General features: G+C 66.6%; 19 protein-coding genes. 16 read left to right on the plus strand and 3 right to left on the minus strand.

Features of this window, described 5'->3' with window-relative positions:
• The first annotated feature begins 1 nt into the window (after position 1).
• From AB4Z10_RS21975 to AB4Z10_RS22015, 9 genes are all read left to right on the plus strand, one after another.
• Positions 2 to 1,834, plus strand: coding sequence for an adenylate/guanylate cyclase domain-containing protein (locus AB4Z10_RS21975; RefSeq protein ID WP_441472524.1), 1,833 nt, complete (start codon positions 2 to 4; stop codon positions 1,832 to 1,834).
• A 75-nt stretch (positions 1,835 to 1,909) separates the two neighbouring features.
• Positions 1,910 to 2,572 carry a class I SAM-dependent methyltransferase gene (locus AB4Z10_RS21980; RefSeq protein ID WP_441472525.1) on the plus strand — a complete coding sequence of 221 codons (663 nt, stop codon included), beginning with the start codon at positions 1,910 to 1,912 and terminating at the stop codon, positions 2,570 to 2,572.
• Positions 2,569 to 3,819, plus strand: a complete 1,251-nt coding sequence (locus AB4Z10_RS21985) for a glycosyltransferase (protein WP_441472526.1) — start codon at positions 2,569 to 2,571, stop codon at positions 3,817 to 3,819. The genes AB4Z10_RS21980 and AB4Z10_RS21985 overlap by 4 nt, the downstream gene beginning before the upstream one ends.
• Positions 3,816 to 4,961: a glycosyltransferase family protein gene (locus AB4Z10_RS21990; RefSeq protein WP_441472527.1), complete on the plus strand. Its 1,146-nt coding sequence runs from the start codon at positions 3,816 to 3,818 to the stop codon at positions 4,959 to 4,961. The genes AB4Z10_RS21985 and AB4Z10_RS21990 overlap by 4 nt, the downstream gene beginning before the upstream one ends.
• A 167-nt stretch (positions 4,962 to 5,128) precedes the next feature.
• Positions 5,129 to 6,115, plus strand: a complete 987-nt coding sequence (gene cobS / locus AB4Z10_RS21995; protein ID WP_441472528.1) for a cobaltochelatase subunit CobS — start codon at positions 5,129 to 5,131, stop codon at positions 6,113 to 6,115.
• 15 nt (positions 6,116 to 6,130) lie between these two features.
• Complete coding sequence (locus AB4Z10_RS22000) at positions 6,131 to 6,481, plus strand: GFA family protein (protein ID WP_441472529.1); 351 nt, start codon at positions 6,131 to 6,133, stop codon at positions 6,479 to 6,481.
• Between the two features lie 8 nt (positions 6,482 to 6,489).
• On the plus strand, positions 6,490 to 6,906 hold the full coding sequence (locus AB4Z10_RS22005) for a GNAT family N-acetyltransferase (RefSeq protein ID WP_441472530.1): 417 nt from the start codon (positions 6,490 to 6,492) through the stop codon (positions 6,904 to 6,906).
• Entirely contained in the window at positions 6,903 to 8,795 is a 1,893-nt protein-coding gene (gene cobT / locus AB4Z10_RS22010) for a cobaltochelatase subunit CobT (protein WP_441472531.1), read from the plus strand. The genes AB4Z10_RS22005 and cobT overlap by 4 nt, the downstream gene beginning before the upstream one ends.
• Positions 8,795 to 9,793 carry an esterase-like activity of phytase family protein gene (locus tag AB4Z10_RS22015; protein ID WP_441472532.1) on the plus strand — a complete coding sequence of 333 codons (999 nt, stop codon included), beginning with the start codon at positions 8,795 to 8,797 and terminating at the stop codon, positions 9,791 to 9,793. Before cobT ends, AB4Z10_RS22015 begins: the two co-directional genes overlap by 1 nt.
• A 176-nt stretch (positions 9,794 to 9,969) precedes the next feature.
• Here AB4Z10_RS22015 and rpmB read toward each other — a convergent pair whose 3' ends face one another.
• Entirely contained in the window at positions 9,970 to 10,257 is a 288-nt protein-coding gene (gene rpmB / locus AB4Z10_RS22020; protein WP_441472533.1) for a 50S ribosomal protein L28, read from the minus strand.
• Positions 10,258 to 10,545: 288 nt separating this feature from the next.
• Here rpmB and AB4Z10_RS22025 point away from each other — a divergent pair, with 288 nt between their 5' ends.
• Positions 10,546 to 11,355: a DUF3108 domain-containing protein gene (locus AB4Z10_RS22025; RefSeq protein WP_441472534.1), complete on the plus strand. Its 810-nt coding sequence runs from the start codon at positions 10,546 to 10,548 to the stop codon at positions 11,353 to 11,355.
• A gap of 9 nt (positions 11,356 to 11,364) precedes the next feature.
• Here the strand turns inward: AB4Z10_RS22025 and AB4Z10_RS22030 are convergent, their stop codons facing one another.
• A complete protein-coding gene (locus AB4Z10_RS22030) occupies positions 11,365 to 11,697 on the minus strand; it encodes an NIPSNAP family protein (protein ID WP_441472535.1) in 333 nt (110 codons plus the stop codon).
• Between the two features lie 2 nt (positions 11,698 to 11,699).
• Complete coding sequence (locus AB4Z10_RS22035; protein ID WP_441472536.1) at positions 11,700 to 12,884, minus strand: pyridoxal phosphate-dependent aminotransferase; 1,185 nt, start codon at positions 12,882 to 12,884, stop codon at positions 11,700 to 11,702.
• Between the two features lie 285 nt (positions 12,885 to 13,169).
• Between AB4Z10_RS22035 and AB4Z10_RS22040 the strand changes: the two genes are divergently transcribed.
• The 6 genes from AB4Z10_RS22040 (at position 13,170) to AB4Z10_RS22065 (ending at position 18,290) form a co-directional block, all read left to right on the plus strand.
• A complete protein-coding gene (locus AB4Z10_RS22040) occupies positions 13,170 to 15,002 on the plus strand; it encodes an IlvD/Edd family dehydratase (RefSeq protein ID WP_441472537.1) in 1,833 nt (610 codons plus the stop codon).
• Positions 15,003 to 15,245: 243 nt separating this feature from the next.
• Positions 15,246 to 16,085, plus strand: coding sequence for an isocitrate lyase/PEP mutase family protein (locus tag AB4Z10_RS22045; protein WP_441472538.1), 840 nt, complete (start codon positions 15,246 to 15,248; stop codon positions 16,083 to 16,085).
• The gene (locus AB4Z10_RS22050; RefSeq protein ID WP_441472539.1) at positions 16,082 to 16,408 is read left to right on the plus strand and encodes a hypothetical protein; all 327 of its coding nucleotides are present in this window, start codon (positions 16,082 to 16,084) and stop codon (positions 16,406 to 16,408) included. The genes AB4Z10_RS22045 and AB4Z10_RS22050 overlap by 4 nt, the downstream gene beginning before the upstream one ends.
• Positions 16,405 to 17,070 (plus strand): GNAT family N-acetyltransferase, encoded by a 666-nt coding sequence (locus tag AB4Z10_RS22055; protein ID WP_441472540.1) that lies wholly within the window; start codon positions 16,405 to 16,407, stop codon positions 17,068 to 17,070. The genes AB4Z10_RS22050 and AB4Z10_RS22055 overlap by 4 nt, the downstream gene beginning before the upstream one ends.
• Positions 17,071 to 17,072: 2 nt before the next feature.
• Positions 17,073 to 17,528 carry a GNAT family N-acetyltransferase gene (locus AB4Z10_RS22060; protein WP_441472541.1) on the plus strand — a complete coding sequence of 152 codons (456 nt, stop codon included), beginning with the start codon at positions 17,073 to 17,075 and terminating at the stop codon, positions 17,526 to 17,528.
• A gap of 15 nt (positions 17,529 to 17,543) precedes the next feature.
• Positions 17,544 to 18,290, plus strand: coding sequence for an SDR family oxidoreductase (locus AB4Z10_RS22065; RefSeq protein ID WP_441472542.1), 747 nt, complete (start codon positions 17,544 to 17,546; stop codon positions 18,288 to 18,290).
• The last annotated feature ends 24 nt before the right edge of the window (positions 18,291 to 18,314 follow it).

Genomic DNA, 18,314 nt, shown 5'->3' on the forward strand with positions numbered 1-18,314 from the left:
TATGAATCGGCCACAAGCCGCCGGCACGCAGCGCACACAAACGGCGCGCAGCAGTATGGGCGCGAGCATCTATCAGGTCTCGTCCTGGAGCCGCGACATTCGTCTCGTCTCGGGCCTGATCCTGCTGACCTTCGCGACGACGCATTTCCTCAACCACGCCGTCGGCATCCTCGGGGTCGATGCCATGGAGCGCGTCCAGGACTGGCGCTACAACGTCTGGCACTCCCGCATCGGGACGATTGTGCTCTACGGCGCGCTCGTCATCCATCCGGTGTTCGCGCTGCTGCGCGTGGTCCAGCGGCGCACCTTCAAGATGCCGCTGCGCGAGATGCTGCAGATCGCGCTGGGCCTCGCGATTCCGCTTTTGCTCGTCGATCACATCGTCAGCACGCGCGTGTTGGGGTACTATTTCGGCGTCGACGAGACCTATCATGCCGTGCTGCGGCGGCTGTGGCCGGGCCGTGCGCTGCTGCAGTCGCTGCTGCTGCTGCTGGTCTGGACGCATGGCATCATCGGCATCCATTTCATGCTGCGCTCGCGCGATGCCTATCGCCATTGGCGTGATCCGTTCCTGCTCGTCTCGATCCTGATCCCGCTGCTCGCATTGATCGGCTTCATGGTGGCGGCGCGCGAGGCCGAACGGATGGCGCTCCCGCCGGAGTTCGTCACCGACGCGCAGCGGGCGATGTTCGACCGCGACGTGATGTGGGCGAAGAGTGCCTTCTATGGACTGGTCGGCGCCTTCGTGCTGTTCGTCGGCATCCGCGAGATCCGGGTCAGGACCCGTCATCAGATCACGGTGCGCTTCGTCGGCCACGGCACGCGCCGCGTAGCGCCGGGGCCGACGGTGCTCGAGATGTTCCGGCGCTTCGGCATTCCGCACGCGGCGCTCTGCGGCGGGCGGGCGCGCTGCGCCACCTGCCGTGTGCTGGTGATGGACGGCATGGACAAGCTGCCATCGCCGGGGCCGAACGAGGCCAGGTTGCTGCGGCGCATTTCGGCACCGGAAGGTGTCCGGCTCGCTTGCCAGATCAGGCCGCATGACGACCTGCAGGTGCAGATCCTGCTCGCCTCGCGCCTGAACGCCACCGGTGCGCGGGCGCTCGAGCCCGATGATGCCATCAACAAGCGCGGCCTGACGGTGGTCGTCGCCGATCTGCGCGCCTTCTCGGCGCTCTCGGAGCGGCAGCTGCCGCGCGAACTGATCGGCCTGCTCAACCGCTTCTTCGACGAGATGGGCCAGGCGATCACGGCCCATGACGGGCGCATCGACGCCTTCTACGGGGATGGTTTCATGGCCGTGTTCGGCCTCGATGGCTCGCAGGCGCGCGGAGCGCAGGCGGCGATCAGCGCTGCGGCCGACATCGTCCGGGCGGTCGAGGCGCTCAACCGCGAGTTCGGAGCGGCGCTGCCTCTGCCGCTCAGGATCGGGATCGGGATCCATACCGGCGATGCCATTACCGGCGCGGTCGAGAACGACAATCTCGGGCGGCGCGAGATCACGGTGGGCGAAACGGTGATGATCGCGAGCCAGCTCGAAGCGGCGACACGCCGGGTGCTGGCCGATGTCGTGGTGTCGGAGGACACGATTCGCACCACGGGCCGCAGCTATGCCGGGACGGTGGCGCTCAAGATCGCGATCAAGGGGCGCGAGAAGCCGCTCACGGCCTATGGCTTTGCAAGTGCGCCGGAAATTGCCCGCCGCAAGCGCGAGGATGCGGCAAAGGCGGCCATGCCGGCGTCGCCCACTGTTCCGGGAAAGGCGCTGGATGGGGCGGCTGAGCCCGTGGCCGAAGCGTCTGCCGAGCCGGGCGAAGCAAACCGGCGCGATTGAACAGGCTGGCGAGGCTGGTTTTTGCCGAAGCGGGTGCCTATGGTCCCGCCAGCCTTTGCCGACAACGACGGAACCATGACGCCTGAACCGCCCTGCGAGGCCTTCCACGACCTGCTGCGCGGAATGGCCGCCTTATCCGGCAACCGCATCGTCGCCGATGTCGCGCGCCTCTACGGCAAGGGGGCGCCGCCCGATCTGTCGATCGCCTGCAACCACAAGCAGATCGCCTCCAAACAGTGGCTGGTCGACGCGCTGGCCGATGCCTGCCCGAAGCCGGCCGGCCCGGTCTGGGTGCTCGGCGCCTGGTACGGGGTGCTCGGGGCCATGCTGCTCGACGATGTGCGGCTTGCTATCGACGACGTGGTGAGCCTCGATATCGATCCGACCTGCGCGCCGACCGCCGAGATACTGAACCACCGACATGTCGCCTCCGGGCGCTTCCGGGCGCTGACGGCGGACATGATGGCGCTCGATTTCGCAGCTCAGTCGCCCAAGCCCGGGCTCGTCATCAACACGAGTTGCGAGCATCTCGCCGATGTGCCGGGCTGGATCGCGGGCTTACCGGCCGGCTTGCCGCTCGTGCTGCAATCCAACGATTACTTCCGCGAGCCCGATCATTGCAGTTGCGTGCCATCGCTCGAGGCGTTTAGCGAGCAGGCTGGGCTCGCCGAGGTCTGGTTCGCCGGAGCGCGGCCGACGAAGAATTATACGCGCTTCATGCTGATCGGCCGGCGATGACGACTGGCGCTGCACCGCGCATCGCGGTGGCGATGAAGGGCTATCCAAGGCTGTCGGAGACCTTCATCGCGCAGGAACTGCTGGGGCTGCAGCAGCGCGGCCTTGCCTTCGAGATCTGGTCGCTCCGGCATCCGACTGATGGTGCCAAGCATCTGATGCACAATCAGATCGCGGCGCCGGTGCGCTACCTGCCCGAATATCTGCACGACGAGCCCGGTCGCGTCGCGCGCGGCGTGTTCGGCGCCTTCGCGCAGCCCGGCTTGCGCAAGCTCATTTCGGCCTTCCTGCGCGACCTCGCCCGGGACAGGACGCGCAACCGGCTGCGCCGCTTCGGCCAGGCCTGCGTGATGGCGTGCGAGCTGCCGGCGGATATCCGGCATCTGCATGTGCACTACCTGCACACCCCGGCCTCTGTCATCCGCTATGCGGCCCTGCTGCGCGGCCTGAGCTGGTCCTTCTCGGCCCATGCCAAGGATATCTGGACGACGCCCGACTGGGAGAAGCGCGAAAAGATCGCCGATGCCGCCTGGGGCGTGACCTGTACCCAGGATGGCTTCCGCGAACTCGAACGCCTCTCCGATCGGCCGGACAAGGTCGAGTTGGTCTATCACGGGCTCGATCTCGCACGCTTTCCGCCGCCGGCCCCACGCTCCGGCCGGGACGGTTCCGATTCCGCCGATCCGGTGCGCTTCGTCACAATCGGGCGAGCAGTGCCGAAGAAGGGCTTCGACGATCTGCTGGAATCCCTGGCGAAACTGCCCTGCACGCTACACTGGCAGCTGACCCATATCGGCGGCGGCGAGATGCTGAAGGCGTTGCAGGAGAAGGCGCGCGCGCTCGGTCTCGGCGACAATATCGTCTGGGCCGGGCCGAAGGCGCAGGACGACGTCATCGCCGCCTTGCGCGCCGCCGACCTCTTCGTCCTGCCCTCGAAGCAGGCGGGAGACGGTGATCGTGATGGCCTGCCCAATGTCGTGATGGAGGCGGCGAGCCAGGCCCTGCCGATCATCGCCACGGATTTTGCCGGGATCCCGGAATTCGTTCGACATGGCGTCGAGGGGCTTCTGGTGCAGCCCGGCGATATCGAAGGACTTGCCGGCGCCCTGGTGGAACTCGCCCGTTCCCCGCAGCAGCGGGGCCAACTCGGCTATCGCGCGCTGGCGCGGCTGACCGGCTCCTTCTCGGCCGCGGCCGGGCTCGACGGCATCGCTGCGCGGCTATACGCCTCTGCCGAAGAAAAGGCATGAGCGCCACCGTCCTCATCGCCGTTACGCATCTGCTCGGCTCGGGCCATCTGGTGCGCGCTGCCAATCTCGCGCGGGCCCTGGCGCAGAACGGTTTCGCCGTCACGCTGGCGAGCGGCGGCATGCCGCTGCGGTCGATGGAGCAGGAGCCCTTCACCTTCGTGCAGTTGCCGCCGGTCAGGACGGAGGGCGTCGATTTCCGCATGTTGCTCGACGAGGTCGGTCAGCCCATCGGCCTGGAACGCGAGGCCCTGCGCGTTGCGGCCTTGGAAGGGCTGGCGGCGAGCTTGCAGCCTGATGCGGTGATCGTCGAGCATTTCCCGTTCGGACGCCGGCAGCTCGCCGCCGAGTTTCTCGCTCTGATCGCCGCAGCACGCGCCGCCAATCCGAAGTCATTGCTAGTCTCCTCGGTCCGGGACGTGCTGGTGAGGCCGCGTCCCGAGCGCATCGCGGAGGCCGAGGACCGGCTCGCGACGCTGTTCGACGCGGTGCTGGTCCATGGCGATGCGGATTTCCTGCCGCTCGACCGCTCCTGGCCGGTCGACGCGCGGCTCGCAGCCAAGCTGCGCTATACGGGCTACATGGCGGATACGCCGATGGCTGGTGCGCCAATCGAGAATGGCGAGGTGCTCGTCTCCGGCGGCGGCTCGGCCGCGGCCATTCCGCTGTTCGAGCTCGCGATTGCTGCGGCGAAGCTCGGTCCGCAGGACAGGCGCTGGCGTATCCTGGTCGGGCGCGCAGTCAGCGAGGACGTCTTCGGGCGGCTGCTGGCAGGGGCGCCGGCGCATGTCACGGTCGAGCGGGTGCGGCCCGATTTCCCGGCGCTGCTCGCCGGCTGTGCGATCTCGGTCAGCCAGGCCGGCTACAATACGGTGCTCGATCTCGTCGCTGCCCGCCGGCCCGCCATCGTCGTCCCGTTCGATGCCGGTGGCGAGACGGAGCAGGCGGTCAGGGCCGAGGCGATGGAGCGGGCCGGGCTGGCGCGTTGCCTGCGGATTTCGGGGGAGGGGGCTTTGACACCCGATGCGCTGGCGGCCGCCGTCGCGGCCGGAATCGGCCGAAGCCCGCCGGGCATCGCTCTCGCGCTCGACGGCGCGCGCAATGCGGTCGAAATCGTGAAAAAGCTTCTGCACGAGCGCGTGTGAGCTATCACGAGCGGTAAGCCGGCATGCCCCTTGCGAGGGCCAGGGTGCAGCTTTGCGAATTGCCGCTTCCGGTCTTTCGCTCTAATGAGGGATGATCCGCCTCCCTCCTCGGTCGGCTCTGGGCAAACCGGCATGTAGCCGGCCACGGCCCTGCGCCTGGAGACAAGATGATGACGACGACGACCGCGCCCGGATTGCCCGACATGAAGCTGTCGGTGCGCCAAACCTTCGGGATCGACACGGATCTCGAGGTGCCGGCCTATTCGGCAGCCGATCCGCATGTGCCCGATTTCGACCCGGATTACCGTTTCGACCGCGACACCACCATCGCGATCCTCGCCGGTTTCGCGCATAACCGACGCGTCATGATTTCGGGCTATCACGGCACCGGAAAGTCGACCCATATCGAGCAGGTCGCGGCCCGCCTCAACTGGCCCTGCGTTCGCGTCAACCTCGACAGCCACGTCTCCCGCCTCGATCTCGTCGGCAAGGACGCGATCGTGCTGAAGGAAGGCAAGCAGGTCACCGAGTTCCAGGACGGCATCCTGCCCTGGGCCCTGCAGAACAACATCGCGCTCGTCTTCGACGAATACGACGCCGGCCGCCCGGACGTGATGTTCGTGATCCAGCGCGTGCTGGAGCAGTCTGGCAAGCTGACGCTGCTCGACCAGAAGCGCGTCATCCGGCCTCATCCCGCCTTCCGGCTGTTCGCCACCGCCAACACGGTCGGCCTCGGCGACACTTCGGGCCTCTATCACGGCACGCAGCAGATCAACCAGGGTCAGATGGACCGCTGGTCGATCGTCACGACGCTCAACTACCTGCCGCATGACAACGAGGTCGCGATCGTTCTCGCGAAGTCGAAGCATTACCAGAAGAGCCCGGAGGGCAAGGACATCGTCAACAAGATGGTCCGTGTCGCCGATCTCACCCGCAACGCCTTCATGAACGGCGACCTCTCGACCGTGATGAGCCCGCGTACGGTCATCACCTGGGCGGAGAACGCGGCGATCTTCGGCGATATCGGCTTCGCCTTCCGCGTCACCTTCCTGAACAAGTGCGACGAGATGGAGCGCACGCTGGTGGCCGAGTTCTTCCAGCGTTCCTTCGGCAAGGAGCTGCCGGAGAGCGCGGCGAACGTGGTCCTGAGCTAACGGAGGAAGCGAGCCATGGCGCGGTATCAAGGCAGCTGCCATTGCGGACGGGTTGCCTATGAGGTCGAGGCCGACCTCGGGCAGACGATCACCTGCAACTGCTCCTACTGCCAGCGCCGCGGCTCGATTCTCGCCTTCTCGCCGGCCACCGCCTTCACGCTCACCCAGGGCGAGGAGGCGCTGACCGAGTACCGCTTCCACACGCAGAAGATCCAGCATCTGTTCTGCGAAACCTGCGGCATCGAGTCCTTCGCCAGGGCGAACGGACCCGACGGCACGCCGATGGTCGCGGTCAATGTGCGCTGCCTTGCCGGCGTAGAGCCGGGCGATCTCTCGCCGACGCAATATGACGGGCGGTCGCGCTAGGGGGGGCCATGGTCGCGGTTACGGTTGAGCGTGAACAGGACGAGACGCGCGCGGCCGTTCTGCGTGGGTTGAGCGCGCATAACCAGGCGAAAATCGGCCCCCGGAACACCAAGCCGCTGGCCATCAGCCTGCGCGACGAGAGCGGCGAGATCGTCGGCGGCCTCGTCGGCGAGCTGAAATGGGAATGGCTCTATGTCGATCTGCTCTGGATCGACGAGGCCCATCGCGGCGCGGGATTGGGCGAAACGCTGGTCGCGCGAGCCGAAGACGAGGCTCGCCGGCACGGCGTCAAGGGTGTCTTTCTCGGGACGATGAGCATCCAGGCCCCGGGATTTTATCCGCGGCTCGGCTATCGCGAATGCGGCCGGATGGAGAACTATCCGGTGGCGGGTCAAACGCTGCATCACTTCACGAAGGCGCTATGAGCATCTCGAACCGCAAGCCCGGAACGCCGAAGGAAGCCCCGGCCGAGCCGCTGAAGCGCGCCATCTCCGGCGCGATGAAGGCGATCGCGCGCAAGCCGGAGATGGAAATCGTCTTCGCCGCCGACAAGCCGTCGCTGGTCGGCGAGCGGGCGCGCCTGCCCGAGCCGCCGCGCAAGCTGACGCCCGGCGATGTCTCGATCCTGCGTGGCCATGCCGATTCGATGGCGCTCAGGCTTGCCTGCCATGATGCCGCGATCCACCGCCGGGCAGCGCCCGAGGGCGATGCGGCGCGCGCAGTCTTCGACGCCGTCGAGCAGGCGCGGGTCGAATCGCTCGGCGCGCGGCGGATGTCCGGCATGGCCGGCAACATCACCGCGATGCTGGAGGACCGCTATCACCGTGGCGGGCGCTACGAGGAGATCACCGATCGCGCTGACGCGCCGCTCGAGGATGCGCTGGCGCTGATGGTGCGCGAGCGCCTGACGGGCCTGAAGCCGCCGAAGGCGGCCGAGAAGATCGTCGAGCTCTGGCGCGAGCAGATCGAGGCCAAGGCCGGCGGCGATCTCGACCGGTTGTCCAAGACGATTGAGGACCAACGCGGTTTTGCCCGCACGGTGCGCGACATGCTGGCGGCGCTGGACATGGCCGACCAGAGTGCGCAGGGCGACGAGTCCGAGGAGGACGAGGACAATCAGGACCAGTCCTCCGAGGATCAGCAGCAGCAGGAAGGCGAGTCGGAACAGGAGAGCGGCGCCGACCGCTCCGAAGTCGAGGTCAGCGAGGACGCGACCGAGGAACTGCAGGAAGGCGCCTCCGAGGCGACAGACGCGCCGGCCGGCGATTGGGACGAGGAGGATGACAGCTCCGAATCCGAGGAGGCCGGCGAAGCGCCGCGTCCGCGCGAGAGCCGCGGTAATGAGCGCCCGCAGACCGACTACAAGGCGTATACGACCAAATTCGACGAGATCGTCACGGCCGAGGAGCTCTGCGACGCCGAGGAGCTGACGCGCCTGCGCGCCTATCTCGACAAGCAGCTCGCGCATCTGCAGGGCGTCGTCGCGCGCCTCGCCAACCGCCTGCAGCGGCGGCTGATGGCGCAGCAGAACCGCTCCTGGCAGTTCGATCTCGAGGAGGGCGCGCTCGACCCCGCCCGCCTGCCGCGCATCATCCTCGATCCGTTCCAGCCGCTTTCCTTCCGGCAGGAGTCGGACGTCAATTTCCGCGACACGGTGGTGACGCTGCTGATCGACAATTCCGGCTCGATGCGGGGGCGGCCGATCACGGTTGCAGCCACCTGCGCCGATATCCTCGCCCGCACGCTGGAGCGCTGCGGCGTCAAGGTGGAACTGCTTGGCTTCACGACGCGCGCCTGGAAGGGCGGGCTGTCGCGCGAGGCCTGGCTGCAGTCCGGCAAGCCGGCCAATCCCGGCCGCCTCAACGATCTCAGGCACATCATCTACAAGGCGGCCGATGCGCCCTGGCGGCGCGCGCGCAAGAATCTCGGCTTGATGATGCGCGAGGGGCTGCTCAAGGAGAACATCGACGGCGAGGCGCTGGACTGGGCGCATAAGCGCCTGCTCGGCCGGCCTGAGCAGCGCAAGATCCTGATGGTGATCTCGGACGGCGCGCCGGTCGACGATTCCACCCTCTCGGTCAATGCCGGCAATTATCTGGAGCGGCACCTGCGCCACATCATCGCCGAGATCGAGACGCGCTCACCCGTGGAGCTCATCGCCATCGGCATCGGCCACGACGTCACGCGCTACTACCGTCGTGCCGTCACCATCGTCGATGCCGAGGAGCTGGGCGGGGTGATGACCGAGAAGCTTGCCGAGCTGTTCGAGGAGGATGGCCCGGCTGCGGGGTCCGCATCGCGCCGCCTGCACTGATGCGCCTCACGCGTCGCGCCGCTCTCGCCGGCCTCGCCGCCGCCGCCCTGCCGGGCGCGGCGCAGTCCGTCGAGCAGACCCGCTTTCCGGTCTCCGTTTCCGCAAGGCCTTTCACGGCCTTCGAGCCGCGCAACGCGGATCGGCGCCGATTCGGCGCCTTGCAGTTCCGCGGCGGGCTCGTCCTGAGTTCCGGCCATCCGCGCTTCGGAGGTTTCTCGGGCCTGGCGCGGCTGAACGGGGGGCGTGATCTCGTATCAGTGACCGATCGCGGTTACTGGTTGACGGCGAAGGTCGTGTCGCAGAGTGGCAGACCTGCCGGGCTCGATGATGTCGAGATGGCTGCCATTCTGGGCGCCTCCGGGCGGCCGCTCGCGCGCTCGGGGCTCTTCGACACCGAGAGCCTCTGCATCGCCGATGGCCTCGCCTATGTCGGGATCGAGCGCCGGCACGAGATCGTCCGCTTCGACTGGGCTGGGGAGGGCGTCGAGGCGCGGGCGCGGTCGGTGCCCGTACCGCCCGAAATCAAGCGCCTGCCGCGTAATCGCGGGCTTGAGGCGCTAGGCGTAGTGCCCGTAGGGCCGCTGAAGGGAGCGCTTGTCGCGATCGCCGAGCGATCGGGCAAGGAGGACGAGCCGACGCTCGGTGCGATTCTCGGCGGTCCCCAGCCCGGGCTGTTCAGGGTCGCCCGCCATGATGGCTACGACATCACCGATCTCGCCTTCCTGCCGTCGGGCGACATGCTGCTGCTTGAGCGCTGGTACCAGCCGCTGCGGGGCGTCGGCATGCGGATGAGGCGAATCGCCGGGCGCGATATCCGGCCGGGGGCGCTGGCAGACGGGCCGCGCCTGATCGAGGCCGACCTCGGTTACGAGATCGATAATATGGAAGGGCTGTCGGTCCATCAGGAGAACGGCCGCACTGTGCTGACCCTGATCTCGGACGACAATTTCTCCTTCCTGCAGCGGACGGTGCTGCTGGAATTCGAGCTGGTTGCATAGAGAGCGTCATGCTCGGGCTTGACCCGAGCATCTCCGGCCGAATGGGTGCCGGAGCCTCTCCGGGCCCGAGCTTCTCGAGTCGAGGCTTCGCTCCGGCCGAGAATGACGGCCCTTGATGCCCAAACGAAAAAAGCGGCCTTGCGGCCGCTTCCTTCAGACCCGAGAGGTCAAGCCGCTCAGTTGGCGGCGAGCTTCTTCTCGAGGTCGCGCTTCAGGGAGAGCGCGCCGACCGAGAGGTCGCCGGCCGCAGCCTTGAGCAGAAAGGCGTCGAGGCCGCCGCGATGCTCGACCGAACGCAGGGCGTTGGCCGAAACGCGCAGGCGCACCGAACGGCCGAGCGCGTCCGACTGCAGCGTGACGTTCACGAGGTTCGGGCGGAAGACGGTCTTCGTCTTGCGGTTCGAGTGGCTGACGAGGTGGCCGGTCTGGGTGGCTTTCCCGGTCAGTTCGCAACGGCGGGCCATGGCAATCGTTCCTTACATCCCCAGGTCGCTCAAACAAAAAAACCGACACGCGACGTGCCGGCGAGCACCGGAAGTCAAATTGAAGTCGGGGTTCCATAGCCAAGCTGGCGGGCCCCGTCAAGGAAAACTCCCGCGGCCTGTTCACATCGCCTTCAGCGTTAACGAGGTGTAAAGATCGGCATCGGATGCTTCGTTCGGCCATCGCTTCGCCGCGATGGAAAACCGGTCACGATTCGGACCGATTCAGAGTGCATGTCGCGCAGGATCGCGCCGTTCCGGAGGCTATGGATGAAATCCGCCGTCGCATCGTCCCTCACAGCGCTGGTTCTCGCAACCTGTCTGGCCGAGGTTGCCGAGGCGGCCTCGCTCGACGCGCGCTACGACGTCTCCCTTCTCGGCATCACGCTCGGTACTGCGAGCCTCTCCGGCGGCATCGACGGATCGAGCTACAAGCTCGACATGGCAGCCAAGCTGACGGGAATCGTCGGGGGCGTGACCGGCGGCCGCGGCTCGGGCGCTGCGACCGGGGCGCTGGTGGGCGGCAAGCTCGCGCCCAAGACCTTCGCGGTGAGCTCCGCAAATTCCAGCGAGAGCCGCACCGTGCGCATGGCGCTTGCGGACAACAGCGTCGCCGGCATCGATATCGAGCCGCCGATCGACGAGAAGCCCGATCGCGTGCCGCTCACCGAGAGCCACAAGCGCAATATCGTCGACCCGCTCAGCGCCTTCCTGATGCCGGTCAGCGGCAAGGGCAAGGACGCCGCCTGCAACCGCACCCTGCCGATCTTCGACGGCGCGGCGCGCTACGACATTAAGCTGTCGAGCGCCGGCACCCGCAATGTGAAGCTCGAAGGCTATAGCGGCCCGGTCTCGATTTGCCAGGCGCGCTATGTGCCGATCGCCGGCCACCGGGCGCTCCGGCCCAGCACGAAGTTCATGGCGGAGAACCGGGACATCACGGCCTGGCTCGCGCCCGTCGCCGGCACCGATGTGATGGTGCCGGTGCGCATCTCCGTGAAGACGATGATCGGCACGGCCGTGATCGAGGCCTCGAGCTTCAAGGTCGATCCCGGCGTGACCGCGAGCGCGCGGAACTGAGACTGGTTTTCAGGGCGCGCGCTTGACGCCCTGATCGTCTTCGAAAACAGGCCGGAAGAACGATCGCTCGTAGCTGATGATGAAGCGATCCTTCTCGTTCATCGCGAAGGCCGCCTGGCACTCGGGGTCGTCGAAGGAGCGCTTGCGGTAGTCCTCGTACGCCGCGAGCGACGGAAAGCTGAACATGGCGAGCGCCACGTTGGACACGCCTTCCGAGGGCATGAAATAGCCGTGGTGCTTGCCGCCGAACTTCTCGACCAGCCTGATCCAGAGCTTGCCATAGGCCTCGAAGGCATCGAGCTTATGGGGGTCGACAACATAGCGCAGATAGCAGGTGACCATGGTCAGGCGGCCTTCGCGTTGGTGAGGAACGTCTTCATCCGCTCCAGCGCCTTCTCGATGTTCCCAAGCGAGTTGGCGTAGGAGAGACGGATGTAGCCTTCGCCATGGACGCCGAAATCGGGCCCGCCGATGGTGGCGACGCCGGCTTCCTCCAACAGGGCGGAGGCGAGCTTCTTCGCCTTCCAGCCGGTCTGCGAGACGTTCGGGAAGGCGTAGAAGGCGCCCCTGGGCTCGATGCAGGAGACGCCCGGCAGGCCGTTCAGGCCCTTCACCACCGCCTTCCGGCGCCGGTCGAATTCCGCCAGCATCATATGGACCGCGTCCTGCGGGCCGGCGAGCGCCGCGAGCCCTGCCCATTGCGCCGGGGCGTTGACGCAGGAATGCGAGTTCACCGCGAGCTTGCGGGCATTGTCGAGCAGCGGCTTCGGCCAGACCGAATAGCCGAGCCGCCAGCCCGTCATCGCGTAGGTCTTGGACCAGCCGTTGAGGAGGATGAGCCGGTCGCGAATCTCGGGATAGCTGAGAAGGCAGACGTGCTTCTCGCCGTCATAGACCATCTGGTCGTAGATCTCGTCCGACATCACCGCGACGTCAGGGAAATCAGCCAGCCCGGCAACGAGCTTGTCGATCTCGCTCTTCGGAGTCACGCCGCCGGTCGGATTCGCCGGCGAGTTGATGATGAGCAGCCGGGTCTTGGGCGTGATCAGCGCCAGCGTCTCCTCGGCCGAGAAGGCGAAGCCGTTCTCCTCGCGGATCGGCACCGGGATCGGCGTTGCGCCGGTATACTCGATCATCGACCGATAGATCGGGAAGCCCGGGTCCGGATAGAGGATCTCGGCGCCGGGCTCACCGAACATCAGGATCGCCATGAACATGGTGACCTTGCCGCCGGGCACGATCATCACGCTCTCGGGCGAGACCTCGACCGCGAAGCGCTTGTGCAGGTCGGCCGCGACGGCCTCGCGCAGCGGCAGGATGCCGTTCGCGGGGGTGTAGCCGTGATGGCCGTCGCGCAGCGCCTTCACCGCCGCCTCGACGATGTGCTCGGGCGTGGCGAAATCCGGCTGGCCGATGCCGAGATTGATGATGTCCTTGCCCTGGCGCTGCAGCTCGGTCGCGCGCGCCAGCACGGCGAAGGCATTCTCCTCGCCGATGCGGGCGAAGGATGGGACGACGTGAAGGGACATGGCGCGTTTCCTCGGCGGCGCTTTTCGGACGGGCAGATTGGCCGGTTCTGTCAGGGCGTGCCTTCTGACCCGCCTTTTCTTGGCGCCAAACGGGCAGGGCTGGCAAGCGGAGGCCGCGCATCGCGCCCTATTGCATGCTGCATACAGCATGAATAAATAGTATGACTATCAGCCAGAATGGGCCTTGCCGAGCCTTTGGCGATGGGCATGATGGCTTGTCTCAAATCGTTTGAATGAGAGATCGGCAAACGGCCGTCAGCGCCGTGCCGCGCGAGAGGAAACGAGATGGCCAAGGCACCCGGCAAGACCCCCGGCAAGAAGCCGGTTCGGCGTATCAAACCCGAGCAACTGCGCTCCAAGGCGTGGTTCGACAATCCCGCCAATGCCGACATGACCGCGCTCTATATCGAGCGCACCATGAATTTCGGCCTGTCGCGCGAGGAACTGCAGTCCGGCCGGCCGATCATCGGCATCGCCCAGACCGGCTCCGACATCGCCCCTTGCAATCGCCACCATATCGAGCTGGCCCACCGTGTCCGCGACGGCATTCGCGAGATGGGCGGCGTGCCCTTCGAATTCCCGATCCACCCGATCCAGGAAACCTGCAAGCGGCCGACCGCCTCGCTCGACCGCAACCTGCAATATCTCTCGCTGGTCGAGATCCTCTACGGCTACCCGCTCGACGGCGTGGTGCTGACGACCGGCTGCGACAAGACCACGCCGGCCCAGATCATGGCGGCCGCGACGGTCGACATCCCCGCCATCGCACTGCCGGGCGGCCCGATGCTGAACGGCTCCTTCCGCGGCGAGCGCACCGGCTCCGGCACCATCGTCTGGAAGGCGCGCCAGATGATGGCCGCAGGCGAGATCGACTATAAGGGCTTCGTCGAGCTCGTCGCCTCCTCGGCGCCGTCCGCAGGCCACTGCAACACCATGGGCACGGCGTCGACGATGAACTCGCTGGCCGAAGCCATGGGGATGACGCTGCCCGGCGCCGCCGCGATCCCCGCGCCTTATCGCGACCGCTACGAGATGGCCTATCTGACGGGCAAGCGCATCGTCGAGATGGTCTGGGAGAACCTGATTCCGTCGAAGATCCTGACGCGCGAGGCGTTCGAGAACACTATCGTCATCAATTCGGCGATCGGCGGCTCGACCAATGCGCCTGTTCACGTCAACGCCATCGCCAAGCATATCGGCGTCAAGCTCGACAACGAGGACTGGACGAAGATCGGCTACGACATCCCGCTGCTGGTCAACCTGCAGCCGGCCGGCGAATATCTCGGCGAGGACTACTACCGCGCCGGCGGCCTGCCCGCCGTGATCGCGGAACTGATCGAGAAGGGCAAGCTCAAGCCGGCCATCACTGCGAACGGCCATACGCTGGAAGAGAACTGCAAGGGAGCGTTCTCGATCGCCCGCGAGGTGATCAAGAGCTACGATCAGCCGATGAAGGCCCAGTCCGGCTTCCTCAACCTCTCCGGCAACCTGTTCGATTCCGCGATCATGAAGACCAGCGTGATCACGCCGGAATTCCGCAAGCGCTATCTGGAGAATCCTGGGGATCCGATGGCCTTCGAAGGCCGCGCCATCGTCTTCGACGGGCCGGAGGATTATCACCACCGCATCGACGATCCGGCGCTGGCCATCGACGAGCACTGCATCCTGTTCATCCGCGGCGTCGGCCCGATCGGGTATCCGGGTGCGGCCGAGGTGGTGAACATGCGGCCGCCGGATTACCTGATCAAGAAGGGCGTCACGGCGCTGGCCTGCGTCGGCGACGGGCGCCAATCCGGTACCTCGGGCTCGCCCTCGATCCTCAACGCCTCGCCGGAAGCGGCGACCGGCGGCGGGCTTGCGTTGCTGAAGACGGGCGACAAGGTGCGCATCGACCTGAAGAAGCGCACGGCCAACATCCTGATCTCGGATGACGAACTGGCGCAGCGCAAGGCGGCGTTCAAGGCGTCGGGAGGCTACAAGTATCCGAAGAGCCAGACGCCCTGGCAGGAGATCCAGCGCAAGATCGTCGACGAGCTCTCCGAGGGCATGGTCCTCAAGCCGGCGGTCAAGTACCAGAAGATCCACAAGAAGTTCGGTATCCCGCGGGACAACCACTGAGCACGGGGCTTGCTGGCGCGTCATGCTCGGGCCTGTCCCGGGCATCTCGTGCCGACGCATGCGCCTCTTCCGGCGAGAGATTCTCGGGTCGGCCCGTCGTGCCGCCCGAGAATGACGGCTGCGGCGGCATTCGCCATGCGCAACGGCGCCCGTCCGCCGATGCGCGACGCCGGGGCTGACAAACGAAGCTGTCCTCGACACTATGCCAGCCTCGTATCCGCCTCTATTTGAAACGATTTAAAGATGGCCCACAGCCCGCAGGTCGAAGCCTTCCGCAAGCTGCACGAGGCCGGCTGCTTCGTGATGCCCAATCCCTGGGATCTCGGTTCGGCGCGCTGGCTGCGCGGGCAGGGGTTCAAGGCGTTGGCGACGACGAGCGCCGGCTTCGCCTTCACGCAGGCACGCGCCGACCAGGACGTGCCGCGCGACATGATGCTTGCCCATATCGCCGAGATGGTGAAGGCCGTGCCGGATCTGCCGGTGAATGCCGATTTCGAGAACGGCTATGCCGACACGCCTGATGGCGTCGCCGCCAATGCCAAGCTCTGCGTCGCGACCGGCATCGCCGGCCTCTCGATCGAGGATGCCACGGGCCGAGAGGATGATCCGCTCTATCCCTTCGAGCTTGCCGTCGAGCGGATCAAGGCCGCGCGCAAGGCGATCGACGAGACCGGCTCCGGCGTGGTGCTGACGGCCCGCGCCGAATGCTTCCTGACCGGCCATTCCGATCCGCTGAAGGAGGCGGCGCGCCGGATCGAGGCCTATGCGGCTGCTGGAGCCGATGTGCTCTATGCGCCCGGGCCGAAGACCGCAGCCGATATCGGCACCATCGTTTCGGCCGCCGGCGGCAAGCCGGTGAATGCCCTGATCTACGGCGATTTCGGGCTCTCCGTCGCGGATATCGCGGCGGCTGGCGCACGGCGTATTTCGATCGGCGGCGCCTTGGCACGGGCGGCCTGGGCGGCCTTCATGGAGGCGACGCGGCTGATCGCAGAGGAGGGCAGCTTCAAGGGCTTCGCCGGCAACGGCCCCTCGGCGCCGCTCAACCCCTTCTTCCGCAAGGATCTCGAGGAGCGCTCATGAGCGGCACGCTCCTGATCGCGCCGGAATGGCTTGGGCGCAGCGGCCTCTGGCAGATCGATGCCAAGGGCAAGCGCAAGGCGGTCGACGCCGAAGATGTCGGCCTCTCCGAGGAACTGGGCGACCGGCTCGAAGCCTGGATGGATGTCTTCGACGCGATCTATGACGACGACGATCCGGTGGCGTCCGATTTCGCCGATCAGGTCGAGCGCATGGCCTGGGAGGCCGAGGGGCATGCGCTCGCCCATGCCATTGCGGATGAGCTCGGTTCGAGCTGGAACGTTCAGCAGGATTTCACAAGCTGGCGGGGCAAGGGACTGTCATGACACTCGACTGGAAGGCGCCGCCATTTCCGCCGGCCAAGGTACTGGATGGGCAGTATTGCCGGCTCGAACCGCTCGACGTTGGCAGACATCTCGACGACATCTGGGCCGCCAATGCCGGGCATGACAGCGTCTGGGATTGGCTGCCCACCACCCCTCCGAAGAGCAAGGAAGAGTACCGCGCCCTGCTGGATTCGATGGTGGCCAAGGCGGGCATCGTCCCGCTCGCCGTGATCGACAAGGCCGACGGCAAGGCCAAGGGGCATCTCTGGATCATGGAGATCCGGCCCGAGCATGGCGTGTTCGAGGTCGGCTGGATCACCTATTCGCCGGCGTTGCAGCGCACACGGACGGCGACCGAGGCGATCTATCTCGTCGGCGACTACGGATTCTCGCTCGGTTATCGCCGCTACGAGTGGAAGTGCAACAACCTCAACGAGCCGTCGAAGCGCGCGGCGCTGCGCTTCGGCTTCCAGTATGAGGGGCTGTTCCGGCAGCACATGGTGGTGAAGGGCGCGAACCGGGATACGGCCTGGTTCTCCATCATTGATTCCGAGTGGCCGGCGCGTGCGCGCGCTTTCCAGGCTTGGCTCGCCCCCGACAACTTCGATGCGCAGGGCCAGCAGAAGGCCTCCTTGACCGATTTCGCGAAGGCGCAGGCCTGACAATGACGCCGCGCCGCGCCACGCCTGCCGATATTCCGGCCATCGTCGCGCTGACGGAGGCCGCCTATCTGCCGAACGAGGCGATCATCGGCGTGCCTTCGCTGCCACGCATCGCGGATTATGACGAGGTGCTGGCCAGCCGCGAGGTGTGGCTGGTCGATGACGAGCCGGGGCTTGCCGCCGCGCTGGTCCTGGAGATCGAGCCCGAGGATTTCACGATCTGGAGCATTGCGGTTTCGCCGGAGGCGGGCGGGCGCAAGCTCGGGGCCACGCTGATGGCCTTCGCGGATGAGCGGGCGCGGGCGCTCGGCTACGGCTCCGTCCATCTCTACACCCACGCCAAGCTGACCCAGCGCATCGGCTGGTACGAGCGCCTCGGCTTCGCCATCACGCATCATGAGGACATGGCCGACCGGCGGCTGACCCATATGCGCAAGATTTTTGCAAAAGCCGGCTAATAAAAGGAAGCGAGCATGGCAGGACGTTTGAAGGGCAAGGTCGCGGTCGTCACCGCCGCGGGGCAGGGGATCGGCCGGGCCATTGCCGAGGCTTTCGTGGCTGAGGGAGCCACCGTCTGGGCGACCGACAAGGATGTCGGCCTGCTCGAAGGCATTCCGAAGGCGAAGAAGCGCAAGCTCGACGTGCTGTCGACCAAGGCGGTCAACGCCTTCGCGGAGAAGGTCGGGCCGATCGACGTTCTCGTGAACGCCGCCGGCTTCGTCCATCACGGCACGGTGCTGAACACGGACGACAAGGCCTGGGACTTCTCCTTCGACCTCAACGTCAAGGCGATGCATCGCACGATCCAGGCCTTCCTTCCGGGCATGCTGGAGAAGGGCAACGGCTCGATCATCAACATCGCCTCGGGCGCCGGCTCGGTGCGCGGAATCCCGAACCGCTACGCCTATGGCGCGACCAAGGCGGCGGTGATCGGCCTGACCAAGGCCGTCGCGGCCGATTACATCAAGAAGGGCGTCCGCGCGAACGCGATCTGCCCGGGTACCATCCAGTCGCCCTCGCTCGACCAGCGCATCAAGGACCTCGCTGCCTCCACGGGAACGACCGAGGCCGCCGCCCGGCAGGCCTTCATCGATCGCCAGCCGATGGCCCGACTCGGCACTGCCGAGGAGATCGCGTGGCTCGCGGTCTATCTGGCCGCGGACGAGTCGAGCTACACCACCGGCCAGATCCATCTGGCGGATGGCGGCTTCGCGCTCTGAGCGCAAGCATCGGTAGCGGGCGGT

This window comes from Allobosea sp. RAF48 (assembly GCF_052114025.1).
Lineage (GTDB): Bacteria > Pseudomonadota > Alphaproteobacteria > Rhizobiales > Beijerinckiaceae > Allobosea.